Origin of the sequence: Pseudomonas sputi (genome assembly GCF_021603585.1) — a bacterium.
Taxonomy (GTDB): Bacteria; Pseudomonadota; Gammaproteobacteria; order Pseudomonadales; family Pseudomonadaceae; genus Aquipseudomonas; species Aquipseudomonas sputi.
In genome coordinates this window covers 336,269-357,869 of record NZ_BQHI01000006.1, presented here as the reverse complement: position 1 = coordinate 357,869, position 21,601 = coordinate 336,269, and the positions used below count along the sequence as shown (strand labels likewise).

Sequence of the window (21,601 nt, the reverse complement as noted above, 5' to 3'; positions counted from 1 at the left end):
AAAAAGGAAGGAAAGTATTAATATCGCGCATAAGAACGCCGGTTTGTTAGATGTGTTTGCTCGCACGAACATCATCAACCAAATCGGCGTTCTTGTTTCTATGTTTCCCGGGATTCCGTGAAGAACCATAAAAAAGCCCGCACGCAGCGGGCTTTTGTGTTCTAAATCATTGGGTTACGCATAACTCTTGAGAGATTTCGGAGGTATAAAAGTCTCCAGCTCATCCTCAATCGCTTCGATTATTCGTTCCACATCCGCCGCATTCATCACCGTGGCGCAGGGGATGCCGGCGATCGCGATCAGGGTTTCGCCACTGGCCCGATCGAACAGGCGAGCGACCAGACTGCCCGGCGCATCCATGGTGGCTTCGAAACCCATGGGATGAAAATGCCAGCGCATCAGCTGGCAGGCATTGGGGAACGTGACTTTGCTTGAGCCTTTGATCATGTGTTGCCCGCCTTCTTCATCGAGCGCTTCCGTTTGCTCATGGTAGGTGGGAAGAGCCTTCATTGGCTCAACCGGTGACTGCCTTTAAAAGTAGCATCTGAATGTGAAATTCCTGTGAGAATTTTCAGTTCATTTAGCGATTGCGCGGATTCTTTTGATGTAAGTCACGGCCCACCCCAATCATCGCCAAAATGCCATCACGGCCGGTTGTTGAAGCAGTGGCAGAAGTTGGGCAAGCTCGGTTCTTTTTCCAAGAGTCTTTTTATGCACGCCGATGATGACGGCCCGGAACAGACTCCGGCCACGGCCGAAACGGTCATGCGCTATCACCTGCGCTGGAAACACCGCGACCTGGATGGCGTGATGGCGCTGTACCACCCGGACATCCAGTACCACGATTTTTTCCAGAACCGCGTGCTCGGCCTCGATGAGCTGCGCGAGTACGTGCGAGTCAGCATGCCGCGCGAGTCCGACGAAGCGCTGGAGCATTGCGATCGCATTCGCATCGACGGCAACACCGCCTTCATTCAATACGAAGTGACATTGCGCGGCGGTAACGGTCTGGTGTCGTTCCGCTCCAGTGAAGCGATCACGGTCAAGGACGGGCAGATCTGGCGAGTCAACGAATATGCGTCGCTGGTGCGCGAACAGGCCACCAGCCCGACGGCAACCCGTCAGCGCCCGGCGGTGAGTCGCCTGGGGCTGTCACCGCGCCAGTTGAGCTTCATGGCCGATGACTTGCAGCAGTATTTCCAGCGTCAGCAACCGTATCTCGACCCCGAGCTCGACCTGCAACGGGTGGCGAAGGAGTGCGGGTACAGCCGTAACCAGATTTCTTATTTGCTGAATCAGGTGCTCGGGCAAAGCTTCTACCGCTACGTCAATCAGGCGCGTCTGCAACATCTATTGCAGTCGCTGGACAATGCCACGCCACCACTGCGCATTGACGAACTGGCTTTCGCTGCCGGTTTCAATTCGCTGTCGGCTTTCTATAGCTGCTTTCGTCAGCACACCGGGCAGTCGCCGAAAGCTTATGCGAAGCAAATTTCTTTGCGGACACGCGCGCAAGACAATCCCTGAGTCCAGCCACTAGGATCGACGCCATCGAAACCTGGATTGGCGGAGTCTTGCATGCCGGCGTGGCGCACTATCAGTTTGTGGATGGACCAACTCGACGAGCCGCTGACCGCGCGCCCGGCGCTTGCGCAGGATCTGGACGTCGACGTGGCGATCATCGGCGCCGGTTACACCGGGCTGTGGACGGCGTACTACCTGAAGCAACAGGCGCCAAACCTGAATGTCGCCATTATCGAAGCGCAAACCGCCGGGTTCGGCGCATCCGGTCGCAACGGCGGCTGGTTGATGGGCAATCTGCTGGGCGAGGATCGCCTGCTGGCAGGGTTGTCGCCACAACAACGCCGCGCTTCATTCGACTTGTTGCACAGCATTCCCGATGAAGTAGAAGTCGTCCTCGAACGCGAAGGCATCGACTGCGATTACCGCAAAGGCGGGGTGCTGTACTGCGCCGCGCGCTATCCCGAGCAGCAAGCCAGTCTTCGCGACTACCTGAAAAAGCTCCACGCCCAGGGCCTGACCGACGACGATTACCGCTGGCTCAGCCCGGAGCAACTGGCGCAGCAGATCCGTATCGCCAAACCTTACGGCGGCATCTTTGCGCCGCACGTGGCGACCATTCACCCGGCGAAACTGGTGCGCGGACTGGCGCGAACCGTCGAAGGCCTGGGGGTGACGATCTACGAAAACAGCCCGGTGACCCATTGGCAGGCCGGCAGGCTGCGTACCGATAAGGCCAGCGTGCGCAGCCGCTGGATCGTCCCGGCCATCGAAGGTTATTCCGTCACGCTGCCCCCGCTGGGGCGTTATCAACTGCCGGTGCAAAGCCTGATCGTCGCGACCGAGCCCTTGTCCACCGCGACCTGGGACGCGATCGGCCTCAGTCGGGGCCAGGCCTTCAGCGAATTCAGCCGCCAGGTCACTTACGGCCAGCGCAGCGCCGACAATCGCTTGATCTTTGGCGCCCGTGGCGGCTATCGATTCGCCGGCAAGCTGCGCCACAACTTCGACCTGACCCGTGATGAAGTCGAACTGCGCCGCTACCTGTTCGGCGAGCTGTTCCCGCAACTGAAAAACGTGCAGATCACCCATGCCTGGGGCGGCAACCTCGGGATGTCGCGCCATTTCAAACCGCACATGCTCTGTGACCGGGCCAATGGAATCGCGCTGTCCGGCGGCTATGGCGGGGAGGGTGTCGGCGCGTCCAACCTGGGCGGTCGTACCCTGGCCGATCTGATTCTCGAGCGCGACTCCGAGCTGACCCATCAGCCGTGGGTGCTGCCCGACGGTGGAATTCACGCGCTGCGGGCCTGGGAGCCGGAACCGTGCCGCTGGCTCGGCTACAACGCGATCATCAAAAGCTTCGTCCACGAAGACCAGACCCTGGCCAACCCGGCGACCGCGCCCTGGCGGCGCAAGCTTGCCAGTCAGGTGGCCGGTTTCATGGAAGGTTTCATGCACTGAACGATGTTGACCACGAGACAGGTAACGCCCATGAGCATCACCCAATTCAAGAACACCGCCCAGTTGCAACTGGAAGAATCCAACCCGGTGGCCGTGCCGCTCGGCACGCCGGTGGCGATTGCCTCGACCACCAGCGTCGAGCGCGACGACGGCGTCGAAACCGGCGTCTGGGAATGCACCCCCGGTCGCTGGCGGCGGCAGATCACCGCGCAGGAGTTCTGCCATTTCATTTCCGGCCGCTGCACGTTCACCCCGGACGACGGTGGCGAAACCCTGCACATACAAGGTGGCGACGCACTGATGTTGCCGGCCAACACGCTCGGGATCTGGGACATCCAGGAAACCGTGCGCAAGACCTATGTCCTGATTTTCTGACGTTTTGATCCTTTTGATTGCCTGCCAACAACAATAGCCAATACAGGAATCGATCCATGATCCGAAAGACCCTCGCGCTCGCACCCTTGATGCTCGCCGTCTCCCTCGCTCAGGCGGCGGATACGGTCAAGGTTTACAACTGGTCCGACTACATCGCGCCGGACACCACCAAAAACTTCGAAAAGGCCAGCGGCATTGGCGTCACCTATGACGTCTACGACAGCAACGAAACCCTCGACGGCAAGTTGATGACCGGCAAATCAGGTTACGACGTGGTGTTTCCGTCCAACCATTTCATGGCGCGGCAGATCGAGGGCGGGGCGCTGAAGAAACTCGACAAGAGCCAGTTGCCGAACTGGAAGAACCTCAACCCGGTGTTGCTCAAGGCCCTGCAGACCAACGATCCGGGCAACGAACACGGCTTTCCGTACCTGTGGGGCAGCACCGGCATCGGCTACAACATCGCCAAGGTCAAGGCTGTGCTGGGTGACAACGCGCCGGTGGATTCCTGGGACTTGATCTTCAAGCCTGAATACATGGAAAAACTGCAGAAATGCGGTGTGGCGATCCTTGATAACGGCCCGGAACTGCTGCCCGCAGCGCTCAACTACCTGGGTTTGCCGCATCACAGCAAGAACCCCGACGACTACAAGAAAGCAGAAGCGCTGTTGATGAAAGTGCGGCCGTACGTCAGCTACTTCCATTCCTCGAAGTACACCAGCGACCTGGCCAATGGCGACATTTGCGTGGCCGTCGGTTTCTCCGGCGACATCCTGCAAGCGGAAAACCGCGCCAAAGAGGCGAAGAACGGCATCGACATCGGCTACGAAATTCCCAAGGAAGGCGCCGCGATCTGGTTCGACATGGTCGCCATGCCCGCCGACGCACCGGACGAGAAGGCCGGCTACGCGTTCATGAACTACCTGCTGCGCCCGGACGTGATGGCCGGCATCAGCAACTACGTGCACTACGCCAATGGCAACGAACAGGCCGACAGCCTGATCGACCCGGCGATCAAGAACGACACCAAGGTTTATCCAAGCCCGGAAATGATGGGCAAATTGTTTGCGCTGGAAGCGATGCCGCTGAACATCGACCGGATCCGGACGCGGGTGTGGAACAAGATTCGTACCGGCAGCTGAAAAAAAACAGGCGAGGGTGGCACAGCCCTCGCCTGATTATGTTGTGTTGGAGCAACTTGATATCAAACCACTGGCATTGCACTGATAACGTGCAGCAAAGTGAGACGCTGCTAACAAAAAACAACTTACCGATATTTAATATTTAAATAAGAAATCGTCAGACAATTAGGCAAATTCACCACACTTGCAAACTTCTTTCAGCGGCAGGCGCTTTGTTTACGGGAGTTTCCCGGAACAGTTCAATTTGATCTCGAAAAAACGCTAGACGTTAGATTTCAAATTGTGTCAGGTTTCTTACGCCTTCATTGGGCGAGTGATAGGACAATCTCGCCAGAGGTTGTCGCTATCGGACAAAAACTGTTCCATTGCTAAACAAGGAAGTGTGTTTATGTCGAAAGTAAAAGCTAATGCTGTTGATACCGCCGAACAGGCTTTCCAGCTGAGCGCGGCGCCGCAACCTCTGGCCGCGACCAGCACGGCGTATAACCAGATCAATAGCTTCAGCCACCAGTACGATCGTGGCGGTAACCTCACGGTCAATGGCAAACCCTCCTTTTCCGTCGACCAGGCCGCCACCCAGTTGCTGCGCGACGGCGCTGCCTACCAGGACAAGGATGGCAGCGGCAAGATCGAACTCACCTACACGTTCCTGACTTCGGCATCGTCCAGCACGATGTACAAGCACGGGATCAGCGGGTTCAGTCAGTTCAGTTCCCAACAGAAAGCCCAGGCCGTGCTCGCCATGCAATCCTGGGCCGATGTGGCCAACGTGACCTTCACCGAGAAAGCCTCGGGCGGTGACGGCCACATGACCTTCGGTAACTACAGCGGCGGCCAGGATGGCGCTGCAGCGTTCGCTTATCTGCCAGGCACCGGTGCCGGTTACGACGGCACGTCGTGGTACCTGATCAACAGTGGCTACACGCAAAACAAAAACCCGGATCTGAACAACTACGGTCGTCAGACCCTGACGCACGAAATCGGCCACACCCTTGGCCTGGCGCACCCGGGCGACTACAACGCCGGTAACGGCAACCCGACCTACAACGACGCGACCTACGGGCAAGACACCCGCGGCTACAGCGTCATGAGCTACTGGAGCGAAAGCAACACCAGCCAGAACTTCAGCAAGGGCGGCGTGGAAGCCTATTCCTCCGGCCCGCTGATGGATGACATTGCGGCGATCCAGAAGCTCTACGGTGCCAACATGACCACCCGTACCGGTGACACCACCTACGGCTTCAACTCCAACGCCGGTCGCGATTTTCTCAGCGCCTCGTCGTCGGCCGACAAGCTGGTGTTCTCGGTGTGGGATGCGGGCGGCAAGGACACCTTCGACTTCTCGGGTTTTACCCAGAACCAGAAGATCAACCTCAATGAAGCCTCGTTCTCCGACGTTGGCGGCCTGGTGGGCAACGTGTCCATCGCCAAGGGCGTCACCATCGAGAACGCGATCGGCGGTTCGGGTAACGACCTGCTGATTGGCAACAGCGTGGCCAACGAGCTCAAGGGCGGTGCCGGCAACGACATCCTTTACGGAGCCGGTGGTGCCGACAAACTGTGGGGTGGCGCAGGTTCGGACACCTTTGTGTTCGCGGCCAGTTCCGACTCCAAGCCGGGTGCGATCGATCAGATCCTCGATTTCGTCAGCGGTCTGGACAAAATCGACCTGACCGGTATCACCAAGGGCGCCGGCCTGCATTTCGTCAGCGCCTTCACCGGCGCGGCGGGCGATGCGGTTCTGACGTCCTCGGGCGGCAACAGCCTGCTGTCGGTCGACTTCTCCGGGCACGGCGTGGCTGATTTCCAGGTCAGCACCGTCGGCCAGGCGGCGTTCAGCGACATCGTGGCGTGATGTAACACGGGAAAGCGGTGCGTGATGCGCCGCTTTCTTTACTTGCATCGCCATGGCCGGTAAGCAAGGCTACGTGCCGGAGTGAAATTTCCTATGATCCAATTCGCTTTTACCCGCAAAGCGGCGGCGTACTTGTTGCCGATGCTGATGATGATTTCTGGAGAAACAACCATGGCAAGCAGCCTGAGACTCGAAGACCCATCGGTATTTGCCGGACAGTGGCAAGCGACCCTGAGCGACCGCAGTGACAGCGCCGAAGCGCAGGCGATGCAAGATAAACCGTCGAACACTTGCCTGATCGATCTTGAATCCAACCAGACGCTGGGCAAAGGTGCCGATTGCCTGAGCGCGTGGTTGCAAGACGCAGCCATCGGCTGGTTCCCCGATCCGGACGGGCTGTCGATTACCGGCAAGGAAGGCTCAAGAATCCAGTTTTTCAGCCGACAACGTGATGGGCTTTATCTGAGCACTTTGAAGTCGGGCCTGGTGATTACACTTGAGCGTTCCTCGCAGCAGCCGTAATGACCGAAACCGACTGACCGTTTAAATATAAAGCACCCCGTTACAGTTATAAGCCGCAGTGCAATAACACCGATGCCGGTTTTAATCGGAAAGTTGTTATTGAGGTGTAAGCAAGTACTGACGGTGTATGTCCCGCACTCAAGGCGGGCAATTAATTTGAAGTCTCGCCAAGCCGGGCGGGAAATACCATTTCAGGAATAATCAATGAAGATGGCGAAGGCCCCAGCCACCGCTCCCTTATTCAAGGCATTGGGTGACTATAAAAGCATTCTGATCAGCGTCGGATGCTTTACCGCACTGATTAACGTGCTGATGCTGGTGCCTTCCATCTATATGCTCCAGGTCTACGACCGGGTGCTGTCTTCGCAGAATGAAACCACCCTGGCGATGCTGTCGCTGATGGTCGTCGGTTTCTTCGCGTTTATCGGCCTGCTGGAAGTGGTGCGCAGCTTTATCGTGATCCGCATCGGCAGCCAGCTCGAGCGCCGTTTCAATCTGCGGGTCTATCAGGCAGCGTTTGAACGCAACCTGTTCAAGGGCGAGGGCAACGCCGGGCAGTCGCTGGGCGATCTGACCCACATTCGCCAATTCGTCACCGGGCCTGCGCTGTTCGCGTTTTTCGATGCGCCGTGGTTCCCGGTGTACCTGTTCGTGATTTACCTGTTCAACGTCTGGCTCGGCGTACTCGCCACCGCGGGCGCGCTGCTGCTGATTGCCCTGGCGTGCCTGAACGAATACATGACCAAGAAGCCATTGGGCGAAGCCGCCGGTTTCTCGCAGAAATCCAGCCAGTTGGCCACCAGCCACCTGCACAACGCCGAAACCATTCAGGCCATGGGCATGCTCGGCGCGTTGCGCAAACGCTGGTTCCAGGTGCATTCGCGCTTTCTCGGGCTGCAGAACCAGGCCAGCGACACCGGCGCGGTGATCAGCTCGCTGAGCAAGACCCTGCGCCTGTGCCTGCAATCGCTGGTGCTGGGGCTGGGCGCACTGTTGGTGATCAAGGGCGACATGACCGCCGGGATGATGATCGCCGGCTCCATTCTGATGGGCCGGGTGCTGAGCCCGATCGATCAGTTGATTGCCGTGTGGAAGCAGTGGAGCGGGGCGAAGCTGGCTTACCGCCGCCTCGATGCCTTGCTGCAAGCCTTCCCGCCGAGCGATGACGCCATGGCGCTGCCGGCGCCAAAGGGCCAGATCACGTTTGAACAAGTCAGCGCAGGCCCTCCGGGTCAGCGCGCCGCGACCCTGCATATGGTCAATTTCAACCTGGCAGCCGGTGAAGTGCTGGGTGTGCTCGGTGCCTCCGGCTCCGGCAAGTCGACCCTGGCACGGGTGCTGGTCGGCGTATGGCCGGCGCTCGGCGGCACAGTGCGCCTGGACGGCGCCGACATTCACCGCTGGAACCGCGATCAGCTCGGCCCTTACATCGGTTATCTGCCGCAGGACATCGAACTGTTCAGCGGCAGCATCGCCGAGAACATCGCCCGCTTCAGTGAAGCCGACCCGCAAAAGGTCGTGGCCGCCGCGCAACAGGCCGGCGTGCACGAACTGATCCTGCGCATGCCGCAAGGCTACGACACGCAATTGGGCGAAGACGGCAGCGGTTTGTCCGGCGGTCAGAAGCAGCGCGTGGCACTGGCCCGTGCGCTGTACGGCAACCCGAGCCTGGTGGTGCTGGACGAGCCGAACTCCAACCTCGACACCGTCGGCGAAGCCGCGTTGTCCAGCGCGATCGTGCAGCTCAAGGCCCAAGGCACCACCGTGGTACTGGTGACGCACCGTTCTTCGGTGCTGGCCCAGGCCGACAAACTGCTGGTGCTCAACGATGGCCGCTTGCAGGCCTTCGGCCCGAGCCACGACGTGCTCAAGGCGCTGTCCGGTAACCAGCCCGGTAACCCGCCGCAACCAAACGAAAAGCCTGCACAAGCACCGGCCGGGCTGAGCATGAGCCGCCAGTATCAGCCGACGACAAGGAATTCGGGTGTATGAGCAGCGCGAGCATGAACACGCAAAACGAAGCCACGATGGAACACGACTACATCACCGAGCGCCCGGAGCGCGATGCGAAGTTTTTCGCCCGCATGGGCTGGATTCTGGCACTGGTCGGCGCCGGCAGTTTCTTCACCTGGGCGGCATTGGCACCGCTGGATCAAGGGATTCCGGTGCAAGGCACCGTGGTGGTGTCGGGCAAGCGCAAGGCCGTGCAATCGATGAGCAGCGGCGTGGTCAGCCGGATTCTGGTGCGCGAAGGCGAAATCGTGAAGCAGGGCCAGCCTCTGTTCCGCCTCGACCAGACCCAGGTCGCCGCCGACGTGCAATCGCTGCAAGCGCAATACCGCATGGCCTGGGCCAGCCTGGCGCGCTGGCAGGCCGAGCGCGACAACCTCAAGCAAGTCACCTTCCCGGCAGAACTGAGCGACAACGCCGATCCGCGCCTGGCGCTGGTGCTGGAAGGCCAGCGGCAACTCTTCAGCAGCCGTCGCGAAGCGTTTGCCCGAGAACAGGCCGCCCTGCGCGCGAGCATCGAGGGCGCTAACGCGCAGCTGGCGGGCATGCGTCGCGCCCGAACAGACCTCAACGCGCAAGCCCAGTCGCTGCAACAGCAGTTGAGCAACCTGCAGCCGCTGGCGGACAACGGCTACATTCCGCGTAACCGCTTGATGGAATACCAGCGTCAACTGTCGCAGGTTCAGCAGCAACTGGCCGAGAACAGCGGCGAAAGTGGCCGGGTGGAGCAGGGCATTCTTGAGTCCCGGCTGAAACTGCAACAGCACAGCGAGGAGTACCAGAAGGAGGTCCGCACCCAGTTGGCCGATGCGCAACTGAAAAGCGTCACCCTGTCCGAGCAACTGACCTCCGCCGGCTTTGACCTGCAGCACAGCGAAATCCTCGCCACCGCCGACGGCGTGGCGGTCAACCTCGGCGTGCACACCGAAGGCGCCGTGGTCCGTCAGGGCGAAACCCTGCTGGAAATCGTTCCGCAAGGCACGCGCCTGGAAGTCGAGGGGCACCTGCCGATCAATCTGATCGACAAGGTCGGTACACACCTGCCGGTCGACATCCTGTTCACCGCGTTCAACCAGAGCAAGACGCCACGGGTGCCCGGCGAAGTCAGCCTGATTTCCGCCGACCAGATGGTCGACGAGAAAACCGGCGTGCCGTACTACGTGTTGCGCAGCAGTGTCAGCGATCAGGCCATGGAAAAACTCAACGGTCTGGTGATCAAGCCCGGCATGCCGGCGGAAATGTTCGTGCGCACTGGCGAACGTTCACTGCTCAATTACCTGTTCAAACCGCTGCTCGATCGGGCCGGCTCCGCGTTGACCGAAGAATAAGGATGTTCGGCTGTATGAATAAGCTTTCCATGCTGGCGGCAGCCTTCGCGCTGCTCGCGGGCAACAGTGCAATGGCGGCCATGGGGCCGTTCGCGATCTACGAGCAGGCGTTGCGCAATGACCCGGTGTTCCTCGGCGCGATCAAGGAGCGCGATGCAGGCCTTGAAAACCGAGCCATCGGCCGCGCCGGTCTGTTGCCGAAACTGGGTTACAACTACAACAAGGGCCGCAACTCGTCGAAAGCCACGTCCCTCGACGAACGCGCGCGCAACCGCACCGATGAGCGTAACTACAGCAGCTACGGCTCGAGCCTGACCCTGCAACAGCCGTTGCTCGACTACGAAGCCTACGCGGCCTATCGCAAGGGCGTGGCCCAGTCGCTGTTTGCCGATGAAAACTTTCGCGGCAAGAGCCAGGAGCTGTTGGTACGGGTGCTCGACAACTACACCAAGGCCTTGTTTGCCCAGGACCAGATCGACATCGCGCAGGCCAAGAAAAAGGCGTACGAACAGCAGTTCCAGCAGAACGAACACATGTTCCGCCAGGGCGAGGGCACGCGCACCGATATCCTCGAAGCCGAGTCGCGTTATGAACTGGCGACCGCCGAGGAAATCGAGGCCCGCAACGAGCAGGACGCCGCGTTACGGGAGCTTGGTGCACTGGTCGGGGTGCCGGCGGTGGACATCACTGATCTGGCGCCGCTGGATCAGAACTTTCAGACCTTCGCCTTGATGCCGGCCAACTACGACACGTGGCACGAACTGGCGATCAGCAACAACCCGAACCTTGCGTCCCAGCGTCAGGCCGTGGAAGTGGCGCGTTACGAAGTCGAGCGCAACCGCGCCGGGCATCTGCCGAAAGTCAGCGCCTATGCCACGATGCGCCAGAACGAGTCGGAAAGCGGCAACACCTACAATCAGCGCTACGAAACCAACACCATCGGTTTCGAAGTCAGCGTGCCGTTGTACGCCGGTGGTGGTGTGTCGGCCTCGACTCGTCAGGCCAGCCGCACCATGGAACAGGCCGAGTACGAACTGGACGGCAAGACCCGCGAAACGTTGATTGAACTGCGTCGCCAGTTCAGCGCGTGCCTGTCCGGGGTCAACAAATTGCGCGCCTATCAAAAGGCACTGGCCTCGGCCGAAGCGCTGGTGGTGTCGACCAAACAAAGCATTCTCGGTGGCGAACGAACCAACCTCGACGCACTGAACGCCGAACAACAACTATTTACCACCCGCCGCGACCTCGCACAGGCACGCTATGACTACCTCATGGCCTGGACCAAGTTGCATTACTACGCGGGCACCTTGAGCGAGCAGGATCTGGCGCGGGTGGATGAGGCCTTCGGACAAGGCCCAAGGATGCAATAACGCCGTAACTTCAACGCAAAAAGCATCGACCCAAAACAACAAAAAGAGTGGTGAACATGGACGTACGCATCAAGCCGATTTCGGTCGGCACTCTGCTGCTTGTGATTTCTACAACCCAGGCTCAGGCCCAATACCTCGAAGCCGGGAAACCCGGCGATCCGGCCAGTTGGCGCAGTGCCGAATTCCTGCGCGACTGGGGACTGGGGCGGATGCAGGTCGATCAGGCCTATGCCGCCGGCATCACCGGCAAGGACGTGAAGATCGGCGCGCTGGATTCGGGTTTCGACGCGGCGCATCCCGAGTTCGCCAGTGATCGCTATCACCCGGTACTGGCCAGCGGCAGCTACCTTGACGGCTCGCTGTTCAACGTCAACGGCACCCTCAACCCGAACAATGACTCCCACGGCACCCACGTGGTCGGCACCATGGGCGCGTCCCGCGATGGCACCGGCATGCATGGCGTGGCGTACAACGCGCAGATCTACGTCGGCAACACCAACAAAAACGATCGTTTCCTGTTCGGTCCCAATCCCGATCCGCGCTACTTCAAAGCGGTGTACGACGCGCTGACCGACGCCGGCGTGCGGGCGATCAACAACAGCTGGGGCAGCCAGCCGCCGGATGTCAGCTATCGAACCCTTGCGGATATGCATGCCGCCTATGCCCAGCACTGGAACAAGGGCACCTGGCTCGACGCGGCGGCAGACGTTTCCCGTCGGGGCGTGATCAACGTGTTCAGCGCCGGCAACAGCGGCTACCCAAATGCCAGCGTGCGCTCGGCGCTGCCGTACTTTCAGCCGGATCTGGAAGGCCACTGGCTGGCGGTCTCCGGACTCGATCAAAGCAATCAGCAGAAGTACAACCAGTGCGGCATCGCCAAATACTGGTGCATCACCACGCCGGGGGCGAAGATCGACAGCACCATTCCCGACGGCGGTTATGCGATCAAGTCCGGCACCTCGATGGCCGCGCCGCACGCCACCGGTGCACTGGCGTTGGTGATGGAGCGCTACCCGTACATGAACAATCAGCAGGCTCTTGAGGTACTGCTGAGCACGGCTACCCAGCTCGATGGTTCGGTGACCGATGCACCGACCGAACGGGTCGGCTGGGGCGTGGCCAACCTGTACCGGGCGATGCGCGGGCCGGGTCAATTGCTCGGGGTGTTCGACGCCAATCTGGCGGCCGGACAGAGCGATGTCTGGAGCAATGACATCAGCGACAAGGCGCTGATCCAGCGTCAGAGCGAAGACCTCGCCGAGCACAGCGCCTGGCAGCAGACCCTGCAAAGCAAGGGCTGGCAGAACGGTGTGCCGGCCGGTGCCAGCCAGCAGGATCAGACTGATTACGCCGTGGGCATGGTTCGCGACGCAGCGGCGGCCGGCCGGGTGTATCAAGGCAGCCTGATCAAGTCCGGTGACGGGCGACTGGTTCTGACCGGGAATAACAGCTATCGCGGACCGACCACGGTCAACGGCGGCCTGCTGACGGTAAACGGTTCGCTGACCTCGGCCGTGACCGTCAATGACGGCGGCACCCTCGGCGGCTCCGGGCGCATTGGCGCACTGACCGCCAACAGCGGCGGCCGCGTGGCACCGGGCAATTCGATTGGCACCTTGACTGTGGCCGGTGACGTGACCTTCGCGCCGGGTTCGACCTACGCCGTAGAGTTGTCTCCCACCAACAGCGACCGCATCGTCGCCGGCGGCATCGCCTCCATCAACGGCGCCACTGTGAGCCTGTCGCTGGAAAACAGCCCGACGCTGCTCAGCACCACCGAGGCCAGAAGCCTGCTTGGCCGGCAGTACGACATTCTGCAAGCGGCGGGCGGCATTCAGGGTCGGTTCGGTGCGGTACTGCCGGATTATCTGTTCATCGGTGGCAGCCTGGCCTACAGCGGTAACGGCATCGGCTTGAATGTCGAGCGCAACGGGACATCGTTCGCCAGCGTCGGCCAGACGCCGAATCAACGCTCCGTGGCCACGGCCGTCGAAGCTCTGGGCGCGGGCAACTCCGTGTACGAAAGCCTGCTGTTGTCGGCCACCGCCAGCGACGCGCAACAAGCCTTTCAACAGTTGAGCGGCGAAATCTACCCGGCCCTGGGCTCGGTGCTGATCAATGACAGCCGCCAACTGCGCGACGCCATTGGCGAACGCCTGCACGATGCGCAAACCACGCAAAGCAATGGCTGGATCAAGGCCCTCGGCGCCTGGGGCACTACCGATTCGCGCCATGACACCGCCGGTTACAGCACCTCCATCGGTGGCTTGCTGGCCGGTGTCGACGGTGCCGTCGACGAGCAGACTCGCATCGGTCTGGTCACCGGTTACAGCGACAGTTCGCTGAGCATGGGCTCCGGCACCCATTCTTCGGCCAAGGTCGACAGCTATCACCTGGGCGCCTACGCCGGTCACGACCTCGGCGCCTGGCGCCTGAGCACCGGCGCTGCCTACAGCTGGCATCGCGCCGATGTGAAACGCGACCTGCAGTACGGCAATGTCAGCGCCAAACAGAAAGCCAAGGTCGATGCCGCCACCACTCAGGTATTTGGCGAAGCGGCTTATCGACTGAACCTGCAACCGCTGGCCCTGGAGCCGTTCGCCAACCTGGCTTACGTGCACCTCGACACCGACGGCTTCACCGAGAAGGGCGACGCTGCGGCATTGAAAAGCAATGACGATCAGCGCGACGCGGTGCTCAGCACCCTCGGCGTGCGGGCGATCAAGACCTTTGACCTGCCGTCCGCGCAGAAGCTGGCAGTCAGCGGCCATGTTGGCTGGCAGCACAGCCTGACCGACATCGACTCTGAACAACATCTGCGTTTCGCCAGCGGCCGTGCGCCTTACACCGTAGAAAGCTCTGCGCTGGTGCGCGACGCTGCGCTGGTTGGCGTGCAGGCCAGCCTGGCACTGACCCGCGACGTGCGGGTGAACCTCGATTACACCGGACAACTGGCCAGCCGCGAGAAGAGTCACGGCGTGGGCCTGAGCCTTAACTGGCAGTTCTGACTGATCGCAACTGATCGTGACTGATTGATCGTTCCCACGCGGGAGCGCGGGAACGATCACGAGGCTGAACACACGGATTTTTCGCAACATCACTAAGGAAGGTCGCTGGATGAAAAACAACAACACCCCCGCGCAATCGGGTGGCTGCTTTCGCCTGAAAACCCTCAACGTCGCCTTGCTCTGCGCACTGGCCACCTGGGGCAGCGCACACGCGGCGCCCTATGTGGAAAACGGTCGGGCAGGGGATCCGGGCAGTTGGCGCAGCGCCGAATTTCAGGCTGACTGGGGCCTGGGCGCCATCGGTGCCGATCACGCCTACGCCGCCGGTTACACCGGCAAGGGCGTGAAACTGGGAATCTTCGACCAGCCGGTCTACGCCGCGCACCCGGAGTTTTCCGGCAGCAACAAGGTCATCACCCTGGTGACCTCGGGGATCCGCGAATACACCGACCCGTATATCCCGGTCAAAGCCGGGGACGCGTTCCGCTATGACGGCTCGCCCTCGGTCGGTTCCGACGGCAAGCTCGGCGCCCACGGCACCCACGTCGGTGGTATCGCCGCCGGCAGCCGTGACGGCGGGCCGATGCACGGTGTGGCGTTCGGCGCACAGATCATCAGCGCCGACAACGGCGATCCGGGCCCGGAAGACGGCATTGTGCGCGGCAACGACGGCGCGGTGTACAAGGCCGGCTGGGATGCGCTGATCGCCAGCGGCGCGCGGATCATCAACAACAGCTGGGGGATCGGCATCACCGACCGTTTCGACCTCGGTGGCCGCGACCCGGCGTACCCGCACTTCACCGTCAACGACGCGCAACTGCAGTTCAACGAGATCCGCACACTGCTGGGCACCAAACCCGGCGGCGCCTACGACGGCGCAATCGCCGCCGCGCGCAGCGGGATCGTGACGATTTTTGCGGCGGGCAACGACTACAACCTGAACAACCCGGACGCCATCGCCGGCCTCGGTTATTTCGTACCGGACATCGCGCCGAACTGGATCACCGTTGCCGCCCTGCAAAAGAACCCGGATCTGGCCAGCGCCAACCCGTACATCATGAGTACGTTCTCTTCGCGCTGCGGCTACACCGCGAGTTTCTGCGTCTCGGCACCGGGTACGAAAATCTTCAGTTCGATCATCGAAGGCACCAACGCCGACAACCTGACCACCGGCTACAAGAACTACAACGGCACCTCCATGGCCGCGCCGCACGTGGCCGGTTCCATGGCGGTGCTGATGGAGCGCTTCCCGTACATGTCCGGCGATCAGGTCGCCAGCGTGTTGCGCACCACGGCCACCGATCTCGGCGCTCCGGGCATCGACGCCCTGTACGGCTGGGGCATGATCAACCTGCGCAAGGGCATCGACGGCCCGGCGATGTTCGTCACCGAGCAGGACATTCCCGAAGAGTTCCGCATCCAGGGCGCCTACGGCAGCGGCCAGTTCGTGGCCGATCTGCCAGGCATCGGCGCGATCATCGATGCAGGCAAGCCCACCGAGCGCGTGTGCAACGACATCACCTGCGGGCTCGACACCTGGCGCAACGACATCTCCGGCCACGGCGGTCTGACCAAGCAAGGCATCGGCACCCTGGTGCTGACCGGCAACAACACTTACAGCGGCCCGACCCTGGTCAATCAGGGGCGACTGGCAATCAATGGCTCGCTGCAATCGGCGGTCACGGTCAATGACGGTGGCATTCTCGGCGGTAACGGCCGGATCGCCGCGCTGACCGCCAACCGCGGCGGCACCGTGGCGCCGGGCAACTCCATCGGCACCTTGAACGTGGCCGGTGACGTGACCTTCGCACCGGGTTCGACCTATGCGGTGGAAGTGTCACCAACCAGCAGCGACCGGATCGTCGCCGGCGGCAAAGCATTGATTGAAGGGGCGACAGTGACCATGTCGCTGGAAAACAGCCCGACGCTGTTGACCACGGGCGAAGTGAAAAGCCTGCTCGGCACCCAGTTCAACATCTTGCAGGCAGCGGGCGGGATTGAAGGGCAGTTCGGCCAGGTATTGCCCGACTATGCGTTCCTCGGCGGCACCCTGGCTTACTCGGCAAGCGGTGTGCAACTGGACGTCGGCCGTAACGGCGCCTCGTTCGCCAGTGTCGGCCTGACGCCGAACCAGCGCGCGGTCGGTGCTGCCGCCGAACGCCTTGGCGCCGGCAATGCGTTGTTCGAAACCCTGTTGCTGTCGCCGTCGGCAGCCGCTGCGCAGGAGGCCTTCCAGCAACTGTCCGGCGAGATTCATCCAGCCATCGGCACGCTGCTGATCAACGACAGCCGCTACCTGCGCGATGCCGTGGGCGAACGTCTGCGCGAGCGCGATCTGTTCGATGCCGGCGCACCGACCGATGACCGCAGCAACGCCTGGCTCAAAGTGCTGGGCGCCTGGGGCAAGAGCGATGGCGGGTCGAAATACGCCGATTCCACCAGCTCCATCGGCGGCCTGCTGGCCGGGGTCGACGGTTTGATCGCTGAAGATACCCGCCTGGGTTTCGTTACTGGTTATAGCGACAGCTCGCTGAGCATGGGCGAGGGTACGCATTCGTCCGCCTCGGTCGATAGCTATCACCTGGGCGCGTACCTGGGGCATCAGATCGATGCACTGCGTCTGACCGCCGGTGCGGCCTACAGCTGGCATCGCATCGACGTCAAACGCGACCTGCAGTTCGCTGGCGTCAGCGGCAAACAGAAAACCAAGCGCGATGCGACCACCGCGCAACTGTTCACCGAAGCGGCCTACGACCTGGGCCTGCAACCGATGAACCTGGAGCCGTTCGCCAACCTGGCCTACGTGCACCTCAGCAGCGACAGCTTCACCGAGAAGGGTGATGCCGCCGCACTGAAGGGCGGTGAAGACAACCGCGATGTGGTGTTGTCGACCCTCGGTGTACGGGCCAAACGCACGTTTGCCCTGTCGGAGAAACACCAGCTGGAACTGGGTGCAAGCCTGGGCTGGCAGCACAACCTGAGCAACGTGGATGCCGACAGTCACCTGGCCTTCGTCAATGGCAACAGTGCGTTCACCGTGCAAAGTGTGTCGATGGATCGAGATGCAGCGGTGGTCGGCGTGCGCGCCGGGCTGGCGCTCAATCGCGATGTCCGGGTCAACCTGGACTACAACGGGCTGATCGGTTCCAACGAAAAGGACCACGGTGTGGGTCTGACGCTGGACTGGCAGTTCTAAGGTGTAGCGGCAGTTCTGCACAGAACTGCCGTTTTTTGAAAGGAAGAGAGAGCACAACATGGGATTGTTCGATTACAAAAATGCCGACGGCAAAGCGCTGTACAGCGATGCCATTGCCCTGACGCTGTATGCCTACACGCCGACCGGCCAGGCCTTGCCCGGCACCGGCTGGAAGCCGATCGGCGCCACGGCGCTGGGCTATCAGGGCAAGGTCGGGGCGCAGGGCACGTTCTTCGGCGAGAAGGACGGCTTCACCAGCGCCGAGGCCGAAGTGCTCGGCAAGTACGACGCCGCGGGCAAGCTGATCGGCATCGGCGTGGCCTTCCGGGGCACCGGCGGGCTGGGTTACAGCGACACCTTCGGCGACATGAAAAACAACCTGCTGGCCGCCATCGGCCCGTCGGACTACGCCACTCAGTACGCGAAGAACGCCTTCGACAACCTGCTCAAAGCGGTGGCGGCTTTCGCCGTCGCCCATGGCATCGCGGCCAAGGACGTGCTGGTCAGCGGCCACAGCCTCGGCGGCCTCGGGGTCAACAGTGTGGCGGAGTTGAGTGCGAGCAACTGGGGCGGGTTCTTCAAGGACGCCAACTACATTTCGTTCGCCTCACCGACCCAGAGCAGCACCGGCAGCAACGTGCTGAACATCGGTTACGAGAACGACCCGGTGTTCCGCGTGCTCGACGGCACCACGTTCAGTACCGCGTCGATGGGCAAGCACGACAAGCCGCACGATTCGACCACCGACAACATCGTCAACTTCAACGACAACTACGCGTCCACCGCGCAGAACCTGGTGCCGTTCAGCATCGCCAATCCGCTGAACTGGTCGGCCCACAGCTCGCTGGGGTATGCCGACGGCCTGAATCGGGTGATCGCGTCGACGTTCTACGGCCTGACGCACAAGGACTCGACGATCATCGTCTCCACCCTTGAGCAAGCGTCGCGGGGCAAGACCTGGGTCGAGGATCTGGGCCGCAGCGGCGAGCCACACACCGGCAGCACGTTCATCATCGGCACCGACAGCGGTGACTGGCTCAAGGGCGGGGCGGGCAACGACTTCCTCGAAGGTTTGGGCGGCGATGACCGTTTCCGTGACGACGGCGGCTTCAACATCCTGCTTGGTGGCCAGGGCCACAACACCTTCGAGCTGCAAAAACCGCTGCAGAACTTCAGCTTCGCCAACGACGGCGACGGCACGCTGTACGTGCGTGACGCCTACGGCGGCATCAGCATGACCCGTGACATCGGCGCGCTGGTGAGCAAGGAGTCGGGTTCGTGGTGGGGCAGCAAGGAAATCACCTGGACCGTCACCGCCAAAGGCCTGGCCAACGGCGCCGAACTGACCCAGTACAACCATTCGCTGAGCGGCGGCGCCATGGGCGACACCCTGAAAGCCACCGCTGACGGCGACTGGCTGTTCGGCCTGGGCGGCAACGATCACCTGCAAAGCGACAAGGCCCACGTAACCTTCGTTGGCGGCGCCGGCAATGACGTGATGAGCGCGGTGGGTGGCAACAACACCTTCCTGTTCAGCGGCGCGTTCGGCTTCGACGCGATCAATGGCTACCAGGGCAGCGACAAACTGGTGTTCATGGGCGTCGAGGGTGCGGGGCAGGGCTACGACTACAAGCAGCACGCGGCGCAGTCCGGAAGCGATACCGTGCTGAAGATTGGCGACTTTGCCGTGACGCTGATCGGGGTCGGTGTGGCTAACCTGTCGGATTCGAGTTTCGTCTTCGCCTGACAAACGAAAGTTGTACTGAAATGCTCCGGGGCGCCTCGGGAGGGGCGTTCTGGTTGTGAGCTATCTCTGAACAATTCCAACAAAGAGAGAGGCAACAGCAATGGGTGTGTATGACTACAAGAATTTCGGTACGGCGGATTCCAAGGCGCTGTTCAGCGACGCCATGGCCATTACGCTGTATTCCTACCACAACCTCGATAACGGCTTTGCCGTCGGTTATCAGCACAACGGCTTCGGCCTTGGCTTGCCGGCCACGCTGGTGACCGCGCTGATCGGCGGCACGGATTCCCAGGGGGTGATCCCCGGCATCCCGTGGAACCCCGATTCGGAAAAAGCCGCGCTCGACGCGGTGAAAAAAGCCGGATGGACCCCGATCACGGCCTCGCAACTGGGGTACGAGGGCAAGACCGACGCCCGCGGCACCTTCTTCGGCGAAAAGGCCGGCTACACCAGCGCCCAGGTGGAAATCCTCGGCAAATACGACGCTCAGGGCCATCTCACGGAGATCGGCATCGCCTTTCGTGGCACCAGCGGCCCGCGGGAAATCCTGATTGGCGACTCCATCGGCGACGTGATCAACGACTTGCTCGCCGCGTTCGGGCCCAATGATTACGCGAAGAACTACGTCGGTGAAGCCTTCGGCAACCTGATGAACGATGTGGTGGCGTTCGCCAAGGCCAACGGCCTGACCGGCAAGGACGTGCTGATCAGCGGCCACAGCCTCGGCGGGCTGGCGGTCAACAGCATGGCGGACTTGAGCACCAGCAAATGGGGCGGGTTTTTCCAGGATTCCAACTACATTGCCTACGCCTCGCCGACCCAGAGCAGCACCGACAAGGTGCTCAACGTCGGCTACGAAAACGACCCGGTGTTCCGCGCCCTCGACGGCTCGACCTTCACCGGTGCCTCGCTCGGCGTGCACGACGCGCCCAAGGAATCAGCGACCGACAACATCGTCAGCTTCAACGACCACTACGCCTCGGCGGCGTGGAACGTGCTGCCGTTCTCGATCGTCAACATTCCGACCTGGATCTCGCACTTGCCGACCGCCTATGGCGACGGCATGAACCGGGTGATCGAGTCGAAATTCTACGACCTGACCAGCAAGGACTCGACGATCATCGTCGCCAACCTGTCGGATCCGGCGCGGGCCAACACCTGGGTGCAGGACCTGAACCGCAACGCCGAAACCCACAAGGGCAGCACCTTCATCATCGGCAGCGACGGCAATGATTTGATCCAGGGCGGCAGCGGCAACGATTATCTGGAGGGCCGCGCCGGCAACGATACGTTCCGCGATGGCGGGGGCTACAACATTGTGCTCGGCGGTTCGGGCAACAACACCCTGGAGTTGCAGAAGTCGGTCAATACCTTCGATTTCGCCAACGACGGCGCCGGCAACCTGTACATCCGCGATGCCAACGGCGGGATCAGCATCACCCGCGACATCGGCAGCATCGTCACCAAGGAGCCGGGCTTTCTCTGGGGCCTGTTCAAGGATGACGTGACCCACAGCGTCACGGCGGACGGCCTGAAGGTCGGCAACAACGTCACCCAGTACGAATCGAGCGTAAAGGGCACCGGCGCCGCCGACACCCTCAAGGCCAAGGCCAGCGGTGACTGGCTGTTCGGACTGGACGGCAACGACCATCTGATTGGCGGGGCGGGCAACGACGTGTTCGTCGGTGGCGCCGGCAATGATCTGCTGGAGTCGGGCGGTGGGGCGGATACCTTCCTGTTCAGCGGCGGGTTCGGCCAGGATCGCGTGGTGGGTTACACCGCCAACGACAAACTGGTGTTTCTCGGCGTGCAGGGGGTGTTGCCGGGCGAGGACTTCCGCGCCCATGCCTCGACGGTAGGGCAGGACACGGTGCTGAAATTCGGCGCTGATTCGGTGACGCTGGTCGGGGTTGCGTTGAACAGCCTGAGTGCCGACGGGATTGTGATCGCCTGACCGCAAGGATGGGGAGGGAGCGTGCTCCCTCCCCACCGCGAAAGTGACTCACCAGCCATTCCCTGACTCCAATCCCTGCACCAACAGGAAATGCGGCCTAAAGCCATGA

At 61.5% G+C, this 21,601-nt stretch carries 14 protein-coding genes; 13 read left to right on the top strand and 1 reads right to left on the bottom strand.

Annotation, left to right across the window (positions count from 1 at the left end; genetic code table 11):
• Positions 1-174 precede the first annotated feature (174 nt).
• Positions 175-447, bottom strand: a complete 273-nt coding sequence (locus tag L6D81_RS12000; RefSeq protein WP_236179676.1) for a DUF1652 domain-containing protein — start codon at positions 445-447, stop codon at positions 175-177.
• Between the two features lie 264 nt (positions 448-711).
• Here L6D81_RS12000 and L6D81_RS11995 point away from each other — a divergent pair, with 264 nt between their 5' ends.
• The 13 genes from L6D81_RS11995 to L6D81_RS11935 all read left to right on the top strand — a co-directional run bounded on the left by L6D81_RS11995 (position 712) and on the right by L6D81_RS11935 (position 21,492).
• A complete protein-coding gene (locus tag L6D81_RS11995; RefSeq protein ID WP_236179639.1) occupies positions 712-1,527 on the top strand; it encodes a helix-turn-helix domain-containing protein in 816 nt (271 codons plus the stop codon).
• A gap of 51 nt (positions 1,528-1,578) precedes the next feature.
• Positions 1,579-2,985, top strand: a complete 1,407-nt coding sequence (locus L6D81_RS11990) for an NAD(P)/FAD-dependent oxidoreductase (RefSeq protein ID WP_236179637.1) — start codon at positions 1,579-1,581, stop codon at positions 2,983-2,985.
• Between the two features lie 30 nt (positions 2,986-3,015).
• Positions 3,016-3,360 carry a cupin domain-containing protein gene (locus L6D81_RS11985; RefSeq protein ID WP_236179635.1) on the top strand — a complete coding sequence of 115 codons (345 nt, stop codon included), beginning with the start codon at positions 3,016-3,018 and terminating at the stop codon, positions 3,358-3,360.
• 56 nt (positions 3,361-3,416) lie between these two features.
• On the top strand, positions 3,417-4,502 hold the full coding sequence (locus L6D81_RS11980) for a polyamine ABC transporter substrate-binding protein (protein ID WP_236179634.1): 1,086 nt from the start codon (positions 3,417-3,419) through the stop codon (positions 4,500-4,502).
• A 388-nt stretch (positions 4,503-4,890) separates the two neighbouring features.
• Positions 4,891-6,357 carry a serralysin family metalloprotease gene (locus L6D81_RS11975; protein ID WP_236179632.1) on the top strand — a complete coding sequence of 489 codons (1,467 nt, stop codon included), beginning with the start codon at positions 4,891-4,893 and terminating at the stop codon, positions 6,355-6,357.
• Positions 6,358-6,450: 93 nt separating this feature from the next.
• Positions 6,451-6,879, top strand: a complete 429-nt coding sequence (locus tag L6D81_RS11970; protein ID WP_236179624.1) for an AprI/Inh family metalloprotease inhibitor — start codon at positions 6,451-6,453, stop codon at positions 6,877-6,879.
• Positions 6,880-7,083: 204 nt separating this feature from the next.
• The gene (locus tag L6D81_RS11965) at positions 7,084-8,871 is read left to right on the top strand and encodes a type I secretion system permease/ATPase (protein WP_236179622.1); all 1,788 of its coding nucleotides are present in this window, start codon (positions 7,084-7,086) and stop codon (positions 8,869-8,871) included.
• Complete coding sequence (locus tag L6D81_RS11960; protein WP_236179620.1) at positions 8,868-10,217, top strand: HlyD family type I secretion periplasmic adaptor subunit; 1,350 nt, start codon at positions 8,868-8,870, stop codon at positions 10,215-10,217. Before L6D81_RS11965 ends, L6D81_RS11960 begins: the two co-directional genes overlap by 4 nt.
• A 2-nt stretch (positions 10,218-10,219) precedes the next feature.
• Positions 10,220-11,587, top strand: coding sequence for a TolC family outer membrane protein (locus L6D81_RS11955; protein ID WP_236179618.1), 1,368 nt, complete (start codon positions 10,220-10,222; stop codon positions 11,585-11,587).
• 56 nt (positions 11,588-11,643) lie between these two features.
• Positions 11,644-14,595, top strand: a complete 2,952-nt coding sequence (eprS, locus tag L6D81_RS11950; RefSeq protein WP_236179616.1) for an autotransporter serine peptidase EprS — start codon at positions 11,644-11,646, stop codon at positions 14,593-14,595.
• Positions 14,596-14,704: 109 nt separating this feature from the next.
• Entirely contained in the window at positions 14,705-17,791 is a 3,087-nt protein-coding gene (locus L6D81_RS11945; protein ID WP_236179614.1) for an autotransporter serine protease, read from the top strand.
• Between the two features lie 58 nt (positions 17,792-17,849).
• Entirely contained in the window at positions 17,850-19,538 is a 1,689-nt protein-coding gene (locus L6D81_RS11940) for a polyurethane esterase (protein ID WP_236179612.1), read from the top strand.
• A gap of 100 nt (positions 19,539-19,638) precedes the next feature.
• Positions 19,639-21,492, top strand: coding sequence for a polyurethane esterase (locus tag L6D81_RS11935; RefSeq protein WP_236179610.1), 1,854 nt, complete (start codon positions 19,639-19,641; stop codon positions 21,490-21,492).
• Positions 21,493-21,601: the final 109 nt, after the last annotated feature.

Bases quoted from the DNA above. Each gene is read 5' to 3' on its own strand.
- L6D81_RS12000 (WP_236179676.1), bottom strand. From the start codon at position 447: ATGATCAAAGGCTCAAGCAAAGTCACGTTCCCCAATGCCTGCCAGCTG.
- L6D81_RS11995 (WP_236179639.1), top strand. From the start codon at position 712: ATGCACGCCGATGATGACGGCCCGGAACAGACTCCGGCCACGGCCGAA.
- L6D81_RS11990 (WP_236179637.1), top strand. From the start codon at position 1,579: ATGCCGGCGTGGCGCACTATCAGTTTGTGGATGGACCAACTCGACGAG.
- L6D81_RS11985 (WP_236179635.1), top strand. From the start codon at position 3,016: ATGAGCATCACCCAATTCAAGAACACCGCCCAGTTGCAACTGGAAGAA.
- L6D81_RS11980 (WP_236179634.1), top strand. From the start codon at position 3,417: ATGATCCGAAAGACCCTCGCGCTCGCACCCTTGATGCTCGCCGTCTCC.
- L6D81_RS11975 (WP_236179632.1), top strand. From the start codon at position 4,891: ATGTCGAAAGTAAAAGCTAATGCTGTTGATACCGCCGAACAGGCTTTC.
- L6D81_RS11970 (WP_236179624.1), top strand. From the start codon at position 6,451: ATGATCCAATTCGCTTTTACCCGCAAAGCGGCGGCGTACTTGTTGCCG.
- L6D81_RS11965 (WP_236179622.1), top strand. From the start codon at position 7,084: ATGAAGATGGCGAAGGCCCCAGCCACCGCTCCCTTATTCAAGGCATTG.
- L6D81_RS11960 (WP_236179620.1), top strand. From the start codon at position 8,868: ATGAGCAGCGCGAGCATGAACACGCAAAACGAAGCCACGATGGAACAC.
- L6D81_RS11955 (WP_236179618.1), top strand. From the start codon at position 10,220: ATGTTCGGCTGTATGAATAAGCTTTCCATGCTGGCGGCAGCCTTCGCG.
- eprS (WP_236179616.1), top strand. From the start codon at position 11,644: ATGGACGTACGCATCAAGCCGATTTCGGTCGGCACTCTGCTGCTTGTG.
- L6D81_RS11945 (WP_236179614.1), top strand. From the start codon at position 14,705: ATGAAAAACAACAACACCCCCGCGCAATCGGGTGGCTGCTTTCGCCTG.
- L6D81_RS11940 (WP_236179612.1), top strand. From the start codon at position 17,850: ATGGGATTGTTCGATTACAAAAATGCCGACGGCAAAGCGCTGTACAGC.
- L6D81_RS11935 (WP_236179610.1), top strand. From the start codon at position 19,639: ATGGGTGTGTATGACTACAAGAATTTCGGTACGGCGGATTCCAAGGCG.